At 73.0% G+C, this 16,323-nt stretch carries 12 protein-coding genes; 8 read left to right on the plus strand and 4 right to left on the minus strand.

Annotated elements, in window-relative coordinates; genetic code table 11:
- Positions 1 to 48: 48 nt before the first annotated feature.
- The gene (locus ACK1X7_RS44025; protein ID WP_216342518.1) at positions 49 to 654 is read left to right on the plus strand and encodes a LuxR C-terminal-related transcriptional regulator; all 606 of its coding nucleotides are present in this window, start codon (positions 49 to 51) and stop codon (positions 652 to 654) included.
- Between the two features lie 73 nt (positions 655 to 727).
- On the opposite strand, the gene ACK1X7_RS44030 is transcribed toward ACK1X7_RS44025, so the two are convergent.
- Positions 728 to 2,413, minus strand: coding sequence for a PucR family transcriptional regulator (locus ACK1X7_RS44030; protein WP_385147609.1), 1,686 nt, complete (start codon positions 2,411 to 2,413; stop codon positions 728 to 730).
- A 202-nt stretch (positions 2,414 to 2,615) separates the two neighbouring features.
- On the opposite strand from ACK1X7_RS44030, the gene ACK1X7_RS44035 reads away from it, so the two are divergent.
- The 3 genes from ACK1X7_RS44035 (at position 2,616) to ACK1X7_RS44045 (ending at position 6,929) form a co-directional block, all read left to right on the plus strand.
- Entirely contained in the window at positions 2,616 to 3,875 is a 1,260-nt protein-coding gene (locus ACK1X7_RS44035) for an aspartate aminotransferase family protein (RefSeq protein ID WP_382948560.1), read from the plus strand.
- 89 nt (positions 3,876 to 3,964) lie between these two features.
- Positions 3,965 to 5,437, plus strand: coding sequence for an NAD-dependent succinate-semialdehyde dehydrogenase (locus tag ACK1X7_RS44040; protein WP_385147606.1), 1,473 nt, complete (start codon positions 3,965 to 3,967; stop codon positions 5,435 to 5,437).
- Positions 5,438 to 5,573: 136 nt separating this feature from the next.
- The gene (locus tag ACK1X7_RS44045; RefSeq protein ID WP_385147603.1) at positions 5,574 to 6,929 is read left to right on the plus strand and encodes a CAP domain-containing protein; all 1,356 of its coding nucleotides are present in this window, start codon (positions 5,574 to 5,576) and stop codon (positions 6,927 to 6,929) included.
- A gap of 28 nt (positions 6,930 to 6,957) precedes the next feature.
- Here ACK1X7_RS44045 and ACK1X7_RS44050 read toward each other — a convergent pair whose 3' ends face one another.
- Positions 6,958 to 7,692 carry a peptidoglycan-binding domain-containing protein gene (locus tag ACK1X7_RS44050; protein WP_413116607.1) on the minus strand — a complete coding sequence of 245 codons (735 nt, stop codon included), beginning with the start codon at positions 7,690 to 7,692 and terminating at the stop codon, positions 6,958 to 6,960.
- Positions 7,693 to 7,865: 173 nt separating this feature from the next.
- Here ACK1X7_RS44050 and ACK1X7_RS44055 point away from each other — a divergent pair, with 173 nt between their 5' ends.
- Positions 7,866 to 9,119 carry an FAD-dependent oxidoreductase gene (locus tag ACK1X7_RS44055; protein ID WP_385147598.1) on the plus strand — a complete coding sequence of 418 codons (1,254 nt, stop codon included), beginning with the start codon at positions 7,866 to 7,868 and terminating at the stop codon, positions 9,117 to 9,119.
- A 61-nt stretch (positions 9,120 to 9,180) separates the two neighbouring features.
- Here ACK1X7_RS44055 and ACK1X7_RS44060 read toward each other — a convergent pair whose 3' ends face one another.
- Both ACK1X7_RS44060 and ACK1X7_RS44065 read right to left on the minus strand, forming a co-directional pair.
- A complete protein-coding gene (locus ACK1X7_RS44060; RefSeq protein ID WP_385147595.1) occupies positions 9,181 to 10,701 on the minus strand; it encodes an amino acid permease in 1,521 nt (506 codons plus the stop codon).
- A gap of 113 nt (positions 10,702 to 10,814) precedes the next feature.
- Entirely contained in the window at positions 10,815 to 11,822 is a 1,008-nt protein-coding gene (locus ACK1X7_RS44065) for a hypothetical protein (protein WP_385147592.1), read from the minus strand.
- A 234-nt stretch (positions 11,823 to 12,056) separates the two neighbouring features.
- On the opposite strand from ACK1X7_RS44065, the gene ACK1X7_RS44070 reads away from it, so the two are divergent.
- The 3 genes from ACK1X7_RS44070 (at position 12,057) to ACK1X7_RS44080 (ending at position 16,319) form a co-directional block, all read left to right on the plus strand.
- A complete protein-coding gene (locus tag ACK1X7_RS44070) occupies positions 12,057 to 13,553 on the plus strand; it encodes an FGGY family carbohydrate kinase (protein WP_413116608.1) in 1,497 nt (498 codons plus the stop codon).
- Positions 13,554 to 13,641: 88 nt separating this feature from the next.
- The gene (locus ACK1X7_RS44075; protein ID WP_413116609.1) at positions 13,642 to 15,069 is read left to right on the plus strand and encodes an NAD(P)/FAD-dependent oxidoreductase; all 1,428 of its coding nucleotides are present in this window, start codon (positions 13,642 to 13,644) and stop codon (positions 15,067 to 15,069) included.
- Entirely contained in the window at positions 15,066 to 16,319 is a 1,254-nt protein-coding gene (locus tag ACK1X7_RS44080; RefSeq protein ID WP_413116610.1) for an NAD(P)/FAD-dependent oxidoreductase, read from the plus strand. The genes ACK1X7_RS44075 and ACK1X7_RS44080 overlap by 4 nt, the downstream gene beginning before the upstream one ends.
- Positions 16,320 to 16,323 lie beyond the last annotated feature (4 nt).

Genomic DNA, 16,323 nt, shown 5'->3' on the forward strand with positions numbered 1-16,323 from the left:
CCAACCCCCCACGAGCTTGGACACGAGCAGACCGAGTACACGGATCTATTGCGCCAGTTCGACCAGCCAGGGGCCTGTGTCGTCTGTCTTGACCCGTCGCTCACCGTCCAGCAGGCGAACCGGGAATTCTTCCGGCAGTTCGACGACGCCTCCACGGACGTGTGCGGCCGTGACTTCTGTGACCTTCTGCACCCCAGCGTGCGGCAGGCGGTGAAGCGGCAGTTCACCCGGCTCCTCGACGGCTCCCGGCACCGGTTCACCACCCATGTGGTGGCCATCGGGGCCGAGGGCGCCGCCTTCACCAGCGGGCTCACGGCGGTCGCCGTGCGCGAGGGCTCCGCCCATGTGGCCTCGATCCTGGTGGTCATGCGACCCACCGCGGGTGGCGAGGAGGTGGACATGGTCACCGACCGAAAGAAGCTCCTCACCGAGACCGAGGCGCGCATTCTGGAGGGCATCGCCGCCGGACTCTCCACGATCCCGCTGGCCTCCCGGCTCTACCTCAGCCGGCAGGGTGTCGAGTACCACGTGACGCGGCTGCTGCGGAAGCTGCGGGTGCCCAACCGGGCCGCCCTCGTCTCCCGCGCCTACTCCATCGGCGTCCTCAACGTCGGCTGCTGGCCGCCAAAGGTCGTCGACGACTTCGTCAAATGACGCGCCCCCCGCGGGTGCCGACAGACGCGCCACGGCCGGCCCGGATCCGGGCCGGCCGTGGCGCGTCGCCATGTCAGGACAGGGCCGGGCCCCGGGACAGCCGCAACAGCCGGAAGGCGGTGAGCGCCACATGGAGTTGGGTGCGCTGCTCGCCCGACTCCAGATCGCAGCCGAGCACCCGCTCTATCGAGTGCAGCCGCTGGTAGAACGCCTGGCGGGACAGATTCGCGCGCTTGGCGGCCACCGTCTTGTTGCCCGCCGCGTCCAGAAAGGTGTGCAGCACCGGCAGCAGATCGGTGCCGTGCCGCTCGTCGTAGTCCACCAGCCGCCCCAACTGCCGCTCCACGAACTCCTGGAGCCGCACATCGCCGCGCAGCGCGTACAGCAACTGCCGCAGCCCGATGTCGGACAGCTCGTGGAACGCCTTGTCCGGCGTCCCCGGAACGGCGGCGTCCGCGACCCGCGCCGCCTGCTGGAACGACCGGGCGGTCTGTGACAGCTCCGACACCTCCGAGCCGACGCTGATCACCGCCTCCGGACGGGACTCCCGCACCGACCGGCTCAGCCGCTCCACCAGCGGCCGCCAGGGCGTGGCGGCGGGCAGGGCCAGCAGCACCCCTATGTGGTCGCCGGGCACCGCGCCGACCAGCACGGCGGCCCCGGCCGCCCCCAGCTCGTCCGTCAGCCGGTCCTCCAGCTCGGTGGTCTCCCCGGCGCCCGGGCCGGGGCTGACCAGCGCCACCATCAGCCGGCGGCCCGCGACCGGCACGCCCAGCGCCTCGGCCCTGGCCCGGGCCTCGCCCATCGAGCGGCAGCGCTGCTCCACCAGGTCCAGCAGCAGGGTGCGCTGGGCCCGCCGCTCCCAGCGGGTGTGATGGGTGAGCCGGGCGATGGTCAGGGCCGTGGCGGTGCGCTCCAGGACCATCGCGTCCTCGGGGCCGACCGCCGAATGCCCGGCCCCGTCCGGGAGCATCAGCAGCCGCCCCCACCGCTCGCCCCGGTACTCCACCGCGGTCACCAGCCAGTCCTCCGGACCGCTCAGCCCGGTCCGGTCGGGCGAGGGCGTGGCGCGCGAGCGCCGCTCCCAGCCGGTCAGCGCCCCCTCCACGCCGCGCCCCGGCGAACCGCAGATCACGGCCTGGTGCACCAGGTTCTCCAGCACCACGGGATGCCCGCTCATCTCGGCCGCCATGTCCACCACCTCCTCGGGCCCGGCGCCCCGCAGGGTCAGCGCGGTGAAGGTGTCATGGACGTCCTGGGCCCGGCGCAGGCTCTCCACCTGGCTGCCGACGATCAGGGAGTGCAGAACTTGGGTGACCTCCACGAAGTTCACGGTCCGGGAGAGCAGCACGAGCGGAAAGTCCCGCGCCAGACAGGCCCGCACCAGCTCCGACGGCGGCCGGTGGTAGCGCCGCACCAGCTCGATCACCAGCCCGGCGGCGCCGATGTCCGCGAGCTCGTCAACATACCGGCGGACCAGCGCCGGGTCCTCGGGCAGCGGCATCCCGGTGGTCAGCACCAGCTCCCCGCCCTTGAGGAAGGACGCCGGGTCCAGCAGTTCGGTGACGTGCACCCAGCGGACCGGCCGGGAGAGCTGCCCATGGCCGGACACCACCTCCGGCACCCCGGCGGCCAGCACCGGAAGCCGCAGTACGTCGGCGAGGCTGAGCGGGGAACGCCCGGGGACCGGCGGGGGCCCGGCGGGGCGGGACGGCGGCCGTCCGGCGGCGTCGTACGCGGTGCCGCCGGAGCCGTTCATACCGCTCACTCTGGCAAGCCCCCGCGCCGAGCGCAACCATCACCCCGCCCGGCATCTTGACAAGAGCTGTGGGGGAGGTCGTTGACAGATCGTCCATACCGATCACCACCCCGCGACACAGTGATCATTGTCCTGACCGGGTGCGCCCCCTCACCCTCGAAGTGTCCGAGCGCATCGCCGACCTGTGCGTGTGGGAGAGAACATGACCAATCTGTCGCCGCAGCTCCGTCAGGCCACTCCGGTGGTCGCCGTCCGAGGAGAGGGCGCCTACATCGACGGCGAGGACGGGCGGCGATACCTCGACTTCACCGCGGGCATCGGCGTCACCAGCACCGGACACTGCCATCCGCGGGTCGTCGCCGCCGCGCAGGAGCAGGTGGGCACGCTCATCCACGGCCAGTACACGACCGTCATGCACCCACCGCTGCGGCGGCTGGTCGAGAAGCTGGGCGAGGTGCTTCCCACCGGCCTCGACAGTCTGTTCTTCTCCAACTCCGGCAGCGAGGCAGTCGAGTCGGCCCTGCGCCTCGCCCGCCAGGCCACCGGCCGGCCCAACGTCCTGGTCTGCCACGGCGGATTCCACGGCCGCACCGTGGCCGCCGCCTCCATGACCACCTCCGGTACCCGCTTCCGCTCCGGCTTCTCGCCCCTGATGAGCGGCGTCGTGGTGACCCCGTTCCCCACGGCCTACCGGTACGGCTGGGACGAGGAGACCGCGACCCGGTTCGCCCTGCGGGAGCTGGACTACGTCCTCCAGACCATCTCCCCGCCCGACGACACCGCCGCGATCATCGTCGAGCCGGTGCTCGGCGAGGGCGGCTACGTACCCGCCACCGAGGGCTTCCTCCAGGGCCTGCGGGAGCGGGCCGACCGCCATGGCTTCCTGCTGATCCTGGACGAGGTGCAGACCGGGGTGGGCCGTACCGGACGGTTCTGGGGCCATGACCACTTCGGCATCCGCCCCGACATCCTGGTCACCGCCAAGGGGCTGGCCAGCGGCTTCCCGCTGTCCGGCATCGCCGCCTCCGAGGAGCTGATGAGCAAGGCATGGCCCGGCTCCCAGGGCGGCACCTACGGGGCCAACGCCGTGGCCTGCGCGGCCGCCGCCGCCACCCTCGACGTGGTCCGCGAGGAGAACCTGGTGGCCAACGCCAAGGCCATGGGGGCACGGCTGCGCAGCGGTCTGGAGGACGTGGCCGCCAAGACCCCGGCCATCGGCGATGTGCGCGGCCTCGGCCTCATGCTGGCCAGCGAGTTCGTCACCGAGGACGGCGAGCCGGACCCGGCGACCGCGGCCCGGGTGCAGCGCGCCGCCGTGGACGAAGGACTGTTGCTGCTCCTGTGCGGGGCCTGGAACCATGTGGTCCGGATGATCCCCGCCCTCGTCGTCGACGAAGCGGCGATCGACGAGGGTCTGCGCGCCTGGTCCGCCGCCGTCAGCGCCGGAACAGCGGACTCCTGACGCGCACCGCATAACGCCCGACGGGAGCCCGATCCGCCCGCCGGTCCGAACCCCTCGGACCGGCGGCGGTCACGAAGGAGATTGCCCCTATGTCCACCCCCTCGTACCCCTCGGCCGCCGAGGTCCTCGCGGCGGTGCCCAAGCAGCTCTACATCGCCGGGTCGTGGTCCGACGCGGCCGGCGGGCAGACCATGCCGGTCGACGACCCGGCCACCGGTGAGGTGCTGTGCGAGGTCGCCGACGCCGCCCCCGCCGACGGGCAGCGCGCCCTGACCGCCGCCGAGGACGCCCAGGAGAAGTGGGCGGCCACCGCGCCCCGCGCGCGCAGCGAGATCCTGCGCCGCGCCTATGAGCTGATCATGGAGCGGGCCGACGCGCTCGCCGCGCTGATGACCGCCGAGATGGGCAAACCGCTGGCCGAGGCGCGGGGCGAGGCGGCCTACGCCGCGGAGTTCTTCCGCTGGTTCTCCGAAGAGGCCGTACGCATCGAGGGCGGGTTCTCCACGCTGCCCGACGGCAGGAACCGCATGCTGCTGATGCGCCGCCCGGTCGGCCCCTGTCTGCTCGTCACGCCGTGGAACTTCCCGCTGGCCATGGGCACCCGCAAGATCGGCCCGGCCATCGCCGCGGGCTGCACCATGGTGCTCAAGCCCGCCCCGCAGACCCCGCTGTCCAGCCTCGCGCTGGCCGGCATCCTGGCGGAGGCGGGGCTTCCGGCCGGGGTGCTCAACGTGGTCACCACCTCCCGCGCGGGCGAGGTCGTGGAGCCGCTGCTGACCGGCGGACACGTCCGCAAGCTCTCCTTCACCGGCTCCACCCAGGTCGGCCGCACCCTGCTCGCCCAGTGCGCGCCCGCGGTGGTCCGCACCTCCATGGAACTGGGCGGCAACGCCCCCTTCATCGTCTTCGAGGACGCCGACCTCGATGCCGCGGTCGAGGGCGCCATGACCGCCAAGATGCGCAACATGGGCGAGGCGTGCACGGCGGCCAACCGGTTCTTCGTCCACTCCTCCGTCGCGGCCGAGTTCGCCGACCGGCTCGCCCGCCGCATGGGCGCGCTGGAGGTCGGCCCCGGCAGCCGGCCCGGTGTCGACGTCGGGCCGCTCATCGACCAGGCCGGCCGTACCAAGGTCGAGGAGCTGGTCGCGGACGCCGTGGCGCGCGGCGCCGAGGTCCTGGTCGGCGGCAGCACCCCCGAGGGACCCGGCTGCTTCTACCCGCCCACGGTGCTCACCGGCGTCTCCCCGGCCAGCCGGCTGATGGGTACCGAGATCTTCGGACCGGTCGCGGCCGTTCTCACCTTCGACGACGAGGACGAGGTCGTCGCCACCGCCAACAGCACCGAATGGGGTCTGGTGGGCTATGTGTTCACCCAGGATCTGAGCCGTTCGCTGCGGGTGAGCGAGCGGCTCGAGGTCGGCATGGTCGGCCTCAACACCGGTCTGGTCTCCAACCCGGCGGCCCCCTTCGGCGGGGTCAAGCAGTCCGGGCTCGGACGCGAGGGCGGCCGCGTCGGTATCGACGAGTTCCTGGAGTACAAGTACGTCGCGGTGCCGGTCTGACGACCGGGCCCCACCGCCGGAACGGCCGGGAGCACACCGCGGAACCGCCGGGAGCACACCGCCGGAACCGCCGGGTGCGCCCGGCCGTTGCCTTCATGGCGCGTTGCCTCCGGATACGCGGCGGTGAGGAGCGGACATGGGCGAGTTGGTGCCCGGCGGAAACCAGGCGCTGCCCGACGGCGCGCTGACCATCCGGGTGCCGGGCCCGTTCGACCTGTCCGCGCTGATCACCGGCGAGGACGGCAAGGTCGCGGGTGACGGCGACTTCGTCTTCTTCAACCAGCCCACCGCGCCCGGCGCCCGGCTGGACGGCGACACCGTCACCCTGCGGCCCCGGGGGCTGCGGCCAGGCGCCGCCCGGGTCACCCTCGTCATCAGCCCCGCCGACCCGGGCACCCCGCTCGGGCGGCTGCCGGCGCCCGTGCTGAGCGTGCTGGACGAACGGGGCGCGCCGCTGGCCCGGTTCGCCCCGCCGCGCCCCTCGGCGGAGACGGTGCTGCTGCTCGCCGAGATCTACCGCCGCGGCGGCGGATGGAAGGTGCGGGCGATCGGCCAGGGCTACGCCGACGGACTGGCCGGTGTGGCGCGGGACTTCGGCGTCGATGTCGCCGACGACGGCGCCCCGCCGCCCGCGCCGCCCACCCGGGCCGGGGCCGCGCCTTCCGTGCCTCTCGCGCCTCCCGCGCCGCCCGCTCCGGGACCCGTCGACGGGGCCGCACGGCACGCCCTGGAGGTGGTGAACGCGGCGCGGGCACGGGCCGGAGCCGCCCCCATGGCCCTCGACGGACGGCTGACCGCCGCCGCCGAGGCGCACGCCCGTGCCATGGCCGCCCATGGTGCGCTGGCGCTGGAGACCCCGGACGGCATAGCGCTCTTCCAACGGATCGCCGCGCATGGATACACCCCGCTGACCATCGCCGAGCACATCGTCTCCGGGCCGCGCACCCCGCGGGAGTTCGTGGACTACTGCCTCGAAGGCGACGAGCGCCGGGGCCCGTTCCACGATCCGGAATTCGTCCACCTGGGCATCGGCCGGGCCGACGGCCCCACCACCGGGGACGTCTACTGGACGGCGGTATGGACCAGGCCGTTCACCCCGGACGGGCTGCTGCGCCTGGCCTCGGAGGTCATCGCCCTCACCAACGCGGAGCGCGCCGCCGCCCGGCTGGCACCGCTCGCCCCGGACCCCCGGCTCACGGCCGCCGCGCAGGCGCACAGCGACGACATGGTGGCCCGCGACTTCTACTCCCACACCGGCCCCGAAGGAGGTCAGCCCTGGGACCGGGCGCGGACCGCCGGCGCCACGCACCGCGGCATCGGCGAGAACATCGCATGCGGCCAGCGCTCCCCGGCGGAGGTGGTACGCGGCTGGATGAACAGCCCGGGCCATCGCGCCAACATCCTGAAGCCCGACTTCACCCATATCGGCGTCGGCCACGCCACCGGAAGCCGCGCGGGCACGTACTGGACCCAGGTCTTCGGCGCCGTCTGATCATCCCGGCCGACGGTTGAACGGTCGGTCAGGTGCGGGACTCCAACTGCTGCCGCGTGGCGGACCCGTACACCCCGTTCGCGTCGCCCCGGATCCCGTACCACACCTGGAACCGGGAGACGGCCTGGGCCAGGCTCTGGTCGTACTGCCCGTTGACCGGCCCGTCCTGATACACGTTCGGAATCCGCAGCAGACGCTTCTGGAGCTCGGTCACCTCCGGGCCGGTGTCCCCGAGGGTCAGCACATCGCCCGGATCGCCCGGCGGCGGTAGCCCGTCGTCCGGCGGCTGCGAGGCGGGCGCGCTCGGCGTCCCGGGCGCGGCGGAGGTCGCGGGCGCCGTCGGCGTGGCCGACGCGCCGCCATCGGCCGCACCGGACGCCGAGTCCCGGGGCACCATCACCACCAGCGAGAGGGCGACCCCCGCGCCGAGTCCGGCCAGCACCAGCAGGGCGGCCCTGGGGTAGCGCCGCCCGGCCGGGGCGGGGGGCTCGGCCGGACGGCGCGGCTCGGCAGGTGCCCCCTGAACCGGCCAGGCGTCGGCCGCGGCCGGACCGCCCGAAATCTCCTGGGTGTCCGCATCCGCCATGGGCGGCGCCTCGGGCGGGAGTTCGGTGCCCGGCGGCCGGAAGAGGTCGAGTTCCTCCATCCACCCCTCGACCGGCCGCTCCGAGTCGTCGTCGTACTCCGGCGTCGCACGGAAGATCGCGGTCGGCTCGAGCACCTCGCGCCCGGCCGGTCGGTCCGGATCGGGTTCGGCTGCCATACAGACCTCCTTATGCGCCCCACACCATCACGCGGGGATACGGACGCGGGCCCGGGAGGATTCAAGCCGATCGTGATCGGGCGCATACGCGGGGCCGGTGTGGCGTGCCGCCACGGGGTAATTCCTCCTGAGAGGGTGCCCATGGCCTCGGGGACGTCGAAGGGAGCCGTGAGATGGAGCGGACCACATGCTGTGTGGTGGGCGGTGGGCCCGCCGGGATGGTCCTCGGACTGCTGCTGGCGAGGGCCGGGGTGGAGGTCACCGTCCTGGAGAAACACGGGGACTTCCTGCGCGACTTCCGTGGCGACACGGTCCATCCCAGCACTCTGCGGCTCCTTGACGACCTGGGTCTCGCCGAGCGGTTCGCGGCCCTGCCACAGCGGCATGTGCACTCCGTCCAACTGCCCATCGGACGGGACGGTGATCTGTTCACGGTCGGCGACATCAGCTCGCTGCCGGGGAAGTACAACTACGTCGCGATGGTGCCGCAGTGGGATCTGCTCGATCTGCTGGCGGACGAGGCCAAGCGGGAGCCCACCTTCCAGTTGCGGATGAACACCGAGGTGACCTCCTTCCTCATGGAGCGTGGACGGGTCACCGGAGTGCGCTACCGCGACCGCGTCTCCGGCTCCACCGGCGAGCTGCGCGCCACCCTCACCGTGGCCTGCGACGGCCGGGGGTCGCTCGCCCGGGTCCTGCCCGAGCTGGGGCTGCGGGAGTTCCCCTGCCCGATGGACGTCTGGTGGTTCCGGCTGCCGCGCGAGGAGCGCGACCCGCGGGGGCTGGTGGGCAACGCCGGTGAACGCTATCTCACGGCCATGATCGACCGCGGGGACTACTGGCAGTGCGCCGCCCTGATCCCCAAGGGGGCCGACGACGCCTGGCGCGCCCAGCCCCTGGACCAGTTCCTCGCCTCGTTCGCCGAGGCCACGCCGTGGATACGGCAGGGTGTGGCGGACCGCGAGCCCCGCCCGCGGTCCTGGGACGAGATCAAGCTGCTGGACGTCCGGATGGACCGGCTCCGCCGCTGGCACCGCCCCGGGCTGCTGTGCATCGGGGACGCGGCCCACGCGATGTCGCCCGTGTTCGGGATCGGCATCAACCTCGCCGTCGAGGACGCGGTCGCCGCCGCCCGCCATCTGGCCGGGCCGCTGCGGAAGGGCACCGTGGGCCTCGCCGACGTACGCGCCATCCAGAACCGGCGGTGGCCGACCGCCGCCGGGACGCAGATGCTTCAGCGGATCGCCCACGCACGGGTCATCGAGCCGCTGCTCCAGGGGCGTTCACCGGCTCTCGCGGGGCAGCCGCTGCGGCTGACCCAGGTGCTCACCAAGGCGCCCTGGCTGAAGCGGGGGCCCGCGTACTTCCTCGCCTACGGCGCGGGCCGCGAGCGGCCCCCGGCCGCGTCGCTGCGTCGCTCCGGATGAGTCCGAACGCGCGGAACCGGGGTGCGGAATCCCTTCGCACCCCGGTTCCGGACGGACCTCTTCAGACGATGCCCTCGGCGATCTCCGCCTGTTCGCGCGCCGTGCCGTACGCGGAGGGCGTGTTGTACGAGCGGCGGGCCACGAACCACCAGATGGTGGCCAGCAGCAGCACCACGGCCAGGGCGATCGAGGCGTAGTTCATCGAGTCGGCCGTCACCGGGCTGGACTGCGGCAGACAGAACAGCACCGTCACCACGGCCACCCACACCACCGCGATCCAGCCCACCGGTTTGCTCCAGCGGCCCAGGTGCCAGGGGCCCGGCTGGAACCGGTCCCCGGCGCGCAGCCGCAGGAAGATGGGGATGGCGTAGGCGGGGGTGATCCCGATGACGTTGATGGCGGTCACCGCGCCATAGGCCGTCTCGGAGTACAGGGACGGCAGGGCCAGCACACATGCGACCGCCACCGACAGCCAGACCGCGTGCACCGGCGTCTGAGTACGGGAGCTGACCCGCTGCCACAGCCGTGAGCCGGGCAGCGCGCCGTCCCGGCTGAAGGCGAACACCATCCGGCTGGCCGCCGCCACCTCGGCGTTTCCGCAGAAGAGCTGCGCCACGATGACGATGAGCAGCATCGCGGTGGCGCCGCTCGTCCCCAGGGCGTCGATCAGGATCTGCGCCGGGGGCACTCCGGTGGCGCTCTTCTGCGTACCGGCGTAGTCCTGGATGGCGAAGGTGAGCCCGGCCAGCAGCACGAACCCGGCGACCCAGGACACCCAGATGGCGCGGACGATCCCCCGGGCGGCGAAGACGGAGGCGTTGGAGGTCTCCTCGGACAGATGCGCGGAGGCGTCGTAGCCGGAGAAGGTGTACTGGGCGAGCAGCAGTCCTATCGCGCCCACGTACAGCGGATTCGACCAGCCGGTGTTATTGACGAATTCGGTGAAGACGAATTCGGGCGACTGGTGGTGGGAGGGCACGATCGCCAGCGCGCCGACGATGACGGCGACACCGGCCAGATGCCACCACACACTGACCGAGTTGAGCACGCTGACCAGCCGCACCCCGAACAGATTCAGCGCCGCGTGCAGCAGCAGAATGCAGACGAAGATGACCATGGTCGATTCCGGTGTGGGATCGAATCCCCACTGGAGGTTGAAGAGCGCGCCGGTGAACAGGGCGGCGCCGTAGTCGATTCCGGCGATGGCCCCGAGCAGCCCCAGCAGATTGAGCCAGCCGGTATACCAGCCCCAGCTCCGTCCGCCCAGCCGGTCGGCCATGTAGTACAGCGCCCCCGAGGTGGGATAAGCGCTGGTCACCTCGGCCAGGGCGAGCCCGACGCACAGGACGAAGAGCCCCACCCCGGCCCAGCCCCACATCATGACCGCGGGGCCTCCGGTGTCCAGCCCGAAGCCGTACAGCGTCATGCAGCCGGAGAGAATGGAGATGACCGAGAAACTGATGGCGAAATTGCCGAACCCGCCCATACGGCGGGCCAATACGGGTTGATAGCCGAGCTCACGCAGCCGCTGTTCGTCGTCCCGTTGGGGAGCGGGACCCGAACTCGACCATGCCGTGGACATGAATGTACCTCCCGAATGCTGGGGCGGGCGAGGGTGGTGGTACGGGCGGGAAATCGAATTGGCGGAAGGGCGGATGGGGAGCGGTGGTCGGAAATGCCGGGGAGGCCCCCGGTTCAGCCGTTGGCCCCCGGTCTTGGCCCGCGGGCGCCGGCCAGCGAGCGGACCCGGGCGCGAAGAAACATTTCTTCAGCCATGGCGCGGTCGGTGGGGTCGGAGGTGCGGTAGGCCCAGGGGAGCGGGGTGAAGTACGGGCCCAGCGCATCGAAGACGCGGGCCGCGTCGGAGAATCGCAGCGCGCCCCACAGGGCGTGCGCCAGATGGTTGAGATCCAGCAGTGAACTCGTCGTGAGATCGGCGTGGTCGAACCAGCCGTGCAGCGCCTTCTGGGCGTCCCGGGTGGCGTCCTCGGTGGCCCAGTGCAGGTCGAGCGCCTTCTCGTAGCCCCGCTCCTCGCGGTACCGCTCGACATGCACATACAACGGCAGCACCTGGAGCGCGGACTCCCCCGGCGCACCCGAGGACACCCACTGCACGAAGTTGACCGCCTCGGCCAGCGAACCCCCGGCCCGCCGGGCGTACACGAACTGGAGCATCCGGTGGTACGCCTCGCGGTTGTACGGATCGCGCCGGTCGGCCTCCGCCAGCAGCCCCCAGGGCCCGGGGAACAGCAGCGGACCGGGCGGGGGCACCCGGTGCTCCTCCTGCCGCTGCTCCTTGTCCAGTTGGGCCAGGGCCAGCAGACACACCCACGGCACCGGGTCCGCCGGGGAGTGGTGCGCGGCCAACTGGCAGGACTGCCACGCCTCCCGCCACAGCTCCCGGGTGCGGGGATGTCCCTCGCGGTGTGCGCGCACCGCCCGTTCCACCCCCACCCGGGTGCCCATCACCAGCGCCGCCACGCTCTGCGGCTCCTCGGCCCGCCACGCGTCCACCACAGTGGATCCGGCGGCGGCCGTGGCCAGCACCTGGGTGCGCTGGGTCCACAGCGTCCAGGTGGGAGTCTCCGCGAGCAGATTGCGCATCGATATCCAGCGTCCGGTGCGCAGGTCCTGTAGCGCGATGCGCAGTCCGCCGTCATGCCCCGCGGGGTGGTACACGGGGCGGAACTCTTCCTCGGGCATCGGATGACTTTCGTACGGAGCTGACGTACCGGACGCGGAGAGCGAGGGGCCTGGGGGATGGTTGCAGGGATCCTATAGTCCCGCCGAGGTGACCCGGTCACGGGGGACCACGGGGTGTGCCCGGATCGGCCGTCTTGACGCCCGCCCCGCGACTGCACCAGGCTTTCCGGCAAGATCTCCGCGCACTGTTCCCCGACCCGAAGCGATCCACCCGTCCCGAGCGAAGAACCGGACATGCTGCCCAGAGAGCGTCGCCACCGCACCCCGGCCGACCCCGCGACCGGTCCGGTCCTCGCCGTCGACCAAGGCACCTCGGGCACCAAGGCGCTGGTGCTCTGTCCCGAGCGCGGGGTGATCGGCTCCGCCGAGGTCTCCGTGCGCCCCCGCCATCTGCCCGGCGGACTGGTCGAGGTCGATCCGGCCGCGTTGCTCACCTCGGTCCTCGAGGCCGGCCGCCAGGCGCTCGCGGCAGCGGGGGAGCCGGTCGTGGCGGTCGGGCTGGCCAATCAGGGCGAGACCGTGCTGGCCTGGGATCCCGTCACGGGCGACCCGCTGACCGACGCGCTGGTCTGGCAGGACCGGCGGGCCCTGACGGTGTGCGAACAGCTCGCGCCGCACGCCGAGACCCTGCGCGAACTCACCGGACTGCCGCTCGATCCGTATTTCGCGGCGCCCAAGATGGCGTGGATCCGGCGCCATCTGACCGGCGAGGGCGTGGTCACCACCAGCGACGTCTGGCTGGTCCACCGGCTCACCGGGGCGTTCGTCACCGACGCCGCCACCGCAGGGCGCACCGGGCTGCTCGACCTCGACCGTGTCGCCTGGTCCCCGAAGGCACTGGACCTCTACGGGCTGACCGCCGAACGGCTGCCGCGCGTCGTCGACGCCGCCGGGCCCGTCGGCACCACCACGGCCTTCGGCGGCGAAGTCCCGCTCACCGGGCTCCTCGTCGACCAGCAGGCCGCCCTGCTGGCGCAGCGGGTGACCGAGCCGGGCACCGCCAAGTGCACCTTCGGCACCGGCGCCTTCCTCCTCGCCCAGACCGGGGACCGGCCCCGGCGCGGCCCCCATGGCCTGGTCTCCTGTGTGGCCTGGCGGTTCGGCGGGCGCACCAGCTACTGCCTGGACGGCCAGGTGTACACCGCCGCCTCCGCGGTGCGCTGGCTCGGCGACCTGGGGGTGATCCAGGGGCCCCAGGACCTCGATCCGGTCGGCGGGACCGTGCCCGACACCGGGGGAGTCACCTTCGTACCGGCGCTCGCCGGACTCGCGGCGCCATGGTGGCGCGGCGACCTCAAGGGCTCGCTGACCGGGCTCGGCCTGGACACCACCGCCGGGCATCTGGTGCGTGCTCTGTGCGAGGGCATCGCCGCGCAGGTGGTGGAGATCGCCGAGGCGGCAGCCTCCGACCTGGGCGCGCCGCTGACCGTCCTGCGGGTCGACGGGGGGCTGACCCGCTCGGCGTTGCTGATGCAGACCCAGGCCGATCTGCTGCAACGGCCGGTGGAGGTGTCGGCGCTGCCGGATGTCACGGCGCTGGGTGTGGGCGCCGCCGCGCGGCTGGGGCTCGACCCGGGCCTCACCGTCGAGGAGGCGGTCCCGGCGTGGGAGCCCGCCGCCGTCTACGAACCGCGGATCAGCGCGGAGCGGGCCGCCGAGCGCCTGGCCGGCTTCCGTTCGGCCGTGGCCGCGCTGCTGGACCAGGCGCCGACGGCCGCCGCCCACGACTGAGGACCCCGCTGAGGACATCCGTTGAGGACACCCCTTTGACGACCGCCGTGCACCAGGAGCCGTTCGCACCACCGAGCAAGGGACCACAATGACCGTCACGACCACGGGTGACCTCCCCGGCGAGGTCTACGACGTGGCCATCATCGGCGCCGGCATGGTCGGCACCGCCATCGCCCGCGAACTGGCCCGCCACCGGCTGCGGATCGCCCTCCTCGAGGCGTCCGACGACGTCGGGAACGGCACCTCCAAGGCCAACACCGCGATCCTGCACACCGGTTTCGACGCCACCCCGGGCACCCTGGAGGCCCGTCTGGTGCGCGAGGGCTACCAGCGGCTGACCGCCTACGCCGCCGAGACCGGCATCCCGCTGGAACCGCTCGGCGCGCTCCTCGTCGCCTGGGACGCCGAACAGCTCGCCGCACTGCCGTCACTCGCCGAGAAGGCCGTGCGCAACGGCTACGACGAGACGAGCATCCTCGACGCGGACGCGGTCTACGCCCGCGAACCCAATCTGGGACCGGGCGCCCTCGGCGCGCTCGAAGTCCCCGGGGAGAGCATCATCTGCCCCTGGACGACGACACTCGCCTACGCCACCCAGGCGGTGCGCGCGGGCGTCGCCCTGCATCTGAACTGCCCGGCCGGGGCCATCACCACCGGCGAGGACCACCACGAGATCGCCACCCCGCGCGGGGTGCTGCGCACCCGTCATCTGGTCAACGCCGCGGGGCTGTACTCGGACGAGATCAACCGGCGGCTCGGCCACGAGGAGTTCACCGTGACCCCGCGCCGCGGCCAGTTGATCGTCTTCGACAAGTTCGCCCGCGGCCTGGTGGACCACATCCTGCTGCCGGTCCCCACCGCACTCGGCAAGGGCGTCCTGGTGGCGCCGACCGTGTACGGCAATGTGACGCTCGGCCCCACCGCCGAGGACCTCGGCGACAAGACCGCCACCGGATCGACCGCGGACGGACTGGCCTCGCTCCGGGAGAAGGGCGCGCGCATCATGCCGGAGCTGCTGGCGGAGGAGGTCACCGCGGTCTACGCCGGGCTGCGCGCCGCCACCGAGCACGGCGACTTCCAGATCCACGCCGACCCCGGCCGGCGGTATGTCGCCGTGGGCGGCATCCGGTCCACCGGACTCACCGCCTCGATGGCGATCGCCGCACATGTGGCGGAGCTGCTCACCGAATGCGGTCTGGACCCCGGGCCCGAGCGGGAGATCGAGCCCGTGCGGATGCCCACCATCGGCGAGGCGTTCCCACGCCCCTACCAGCGCGCCGATCTCATCGCCGCCGACCCCGCGTACGGCACCGTGGTCTGCCACTGCGAACGCGTCACCCAAGGCGAGATCCGCGACGCGCTGACCGCCACCGTGCCACCGGGCTCGCTGGACGGCCTCCGGCGCCGCACCCGGGCCCTCGGCGGACGCTGCCAGGGATTCTTCTGCGGCGCCGCGGTGCGCGCCCAGTTCGACGCGGCCACCGCGGCCCAGGACCGGACGGAGGCCCGGCGATGACCCCCACCGACCGTACCCACCGCACCGTCGACGTGCTGGTCATCGGGGCCGGACCGGCCGGGCTCGCGCTCGCCGAGCGGCTGGCCGCCGCCGGGGTGGAGCGGGTCGAGGTCCTCGACCGCGAGCAGCACGCGGGCGGCATCCCCCGCCACTGCCACCACACCGGATTCGGGCTGCGCGATCTGCGCCGGGTGCTGACCGGCCCCGACTACGCCCGCCATCACATCGCCGCCGCCATCCGCGCCGGAGCGGTGCTGCGCACCTCGGTCACGGCCACGGGCTGGGCGGGCCTAAGGACCGTGGACATCACCGGCCCGACGGGCCTGGAGCGGATCACCGCCACGGCCGTCGTCCTGGCCACCGGTGCCCGGGAACGCCCGCGCAGCGCCCGGCTGGTGCCCGGCACCCGGCCGGCGGGTGTCCTCACCACCGGCCAGCTCCAGCAGGCCGTCCATCTGCACCAGCAGAACGTGGGCCGACGCGCCGTCATCGTCGGCGCGGAACGCGTCAGCTACTCCGCGGTGGCCACCCTGCGCCGGGCCGGGGCCGAGGTCGCCGCCATGGTCACCGACCAGCCCCGCCACCAGACCCATCCGGCGCGCCACTTCGGCACCCGGCTGCGTTATGGCCTTCCGCTGGTCACCGACGCCACCGTGGCCGAACTGACCGGCCGAGGGCGGCTGGAGAGCGTGCGACTGCGGCACCGGGACGGCAGGACGGCGGCCGTCGCCTGCGACACCGTGGTCTTCACCGGCGACTGGATCCCCGACCACGAACTGGCCAGAAGCGCCGGGATCGCCCTCGACCCCGGCACCCGCGGCCCGGCCGCCGACGCCGAGTTCCGCACCGGCGAACCCGGGGTCTTCGCCGTGGGCAATGTGCTGCACCCCGTGGAGACCGCCGACATCGCCGCCCTCGACGGCCGGTTGGCCGCCGGGCCCGTGCTGCGCCATCTGGCCGGCCGGCCGTGGACTCCCGGTGCGCTGCCGGTGCGGGTCGAGGCGCCACTGCTGTGGGTCTCGCCCAACCGGATCGCCCCGGACGGGCCCCGCCCGCCGCGCGGCCCGTTCACCCTGCGCACCACGCGGTTCCTGACCCGGCCGGTGCTCACCGTCGGCCAGGACGGCCGGACGCTGCACCGCGGGCGGCTTCCCCGCACGGTGGCGCCGGGCCGGCCGTTCCACCTGCCCGCCGACTGGATCGCCGGGGCCGACGCACACGGCGGCCCCGTACACATCACGGTGGACTGACCGG

The organism is Streptomyces sp. CY-1 (assembly GCF_047218265.1).
GTDB lineage: Bacteria > Actinomycetota > Actinomycetes > Streptomycetales > Streptomycetaceae > Streptomyces > Streptomyces niphimycinicus.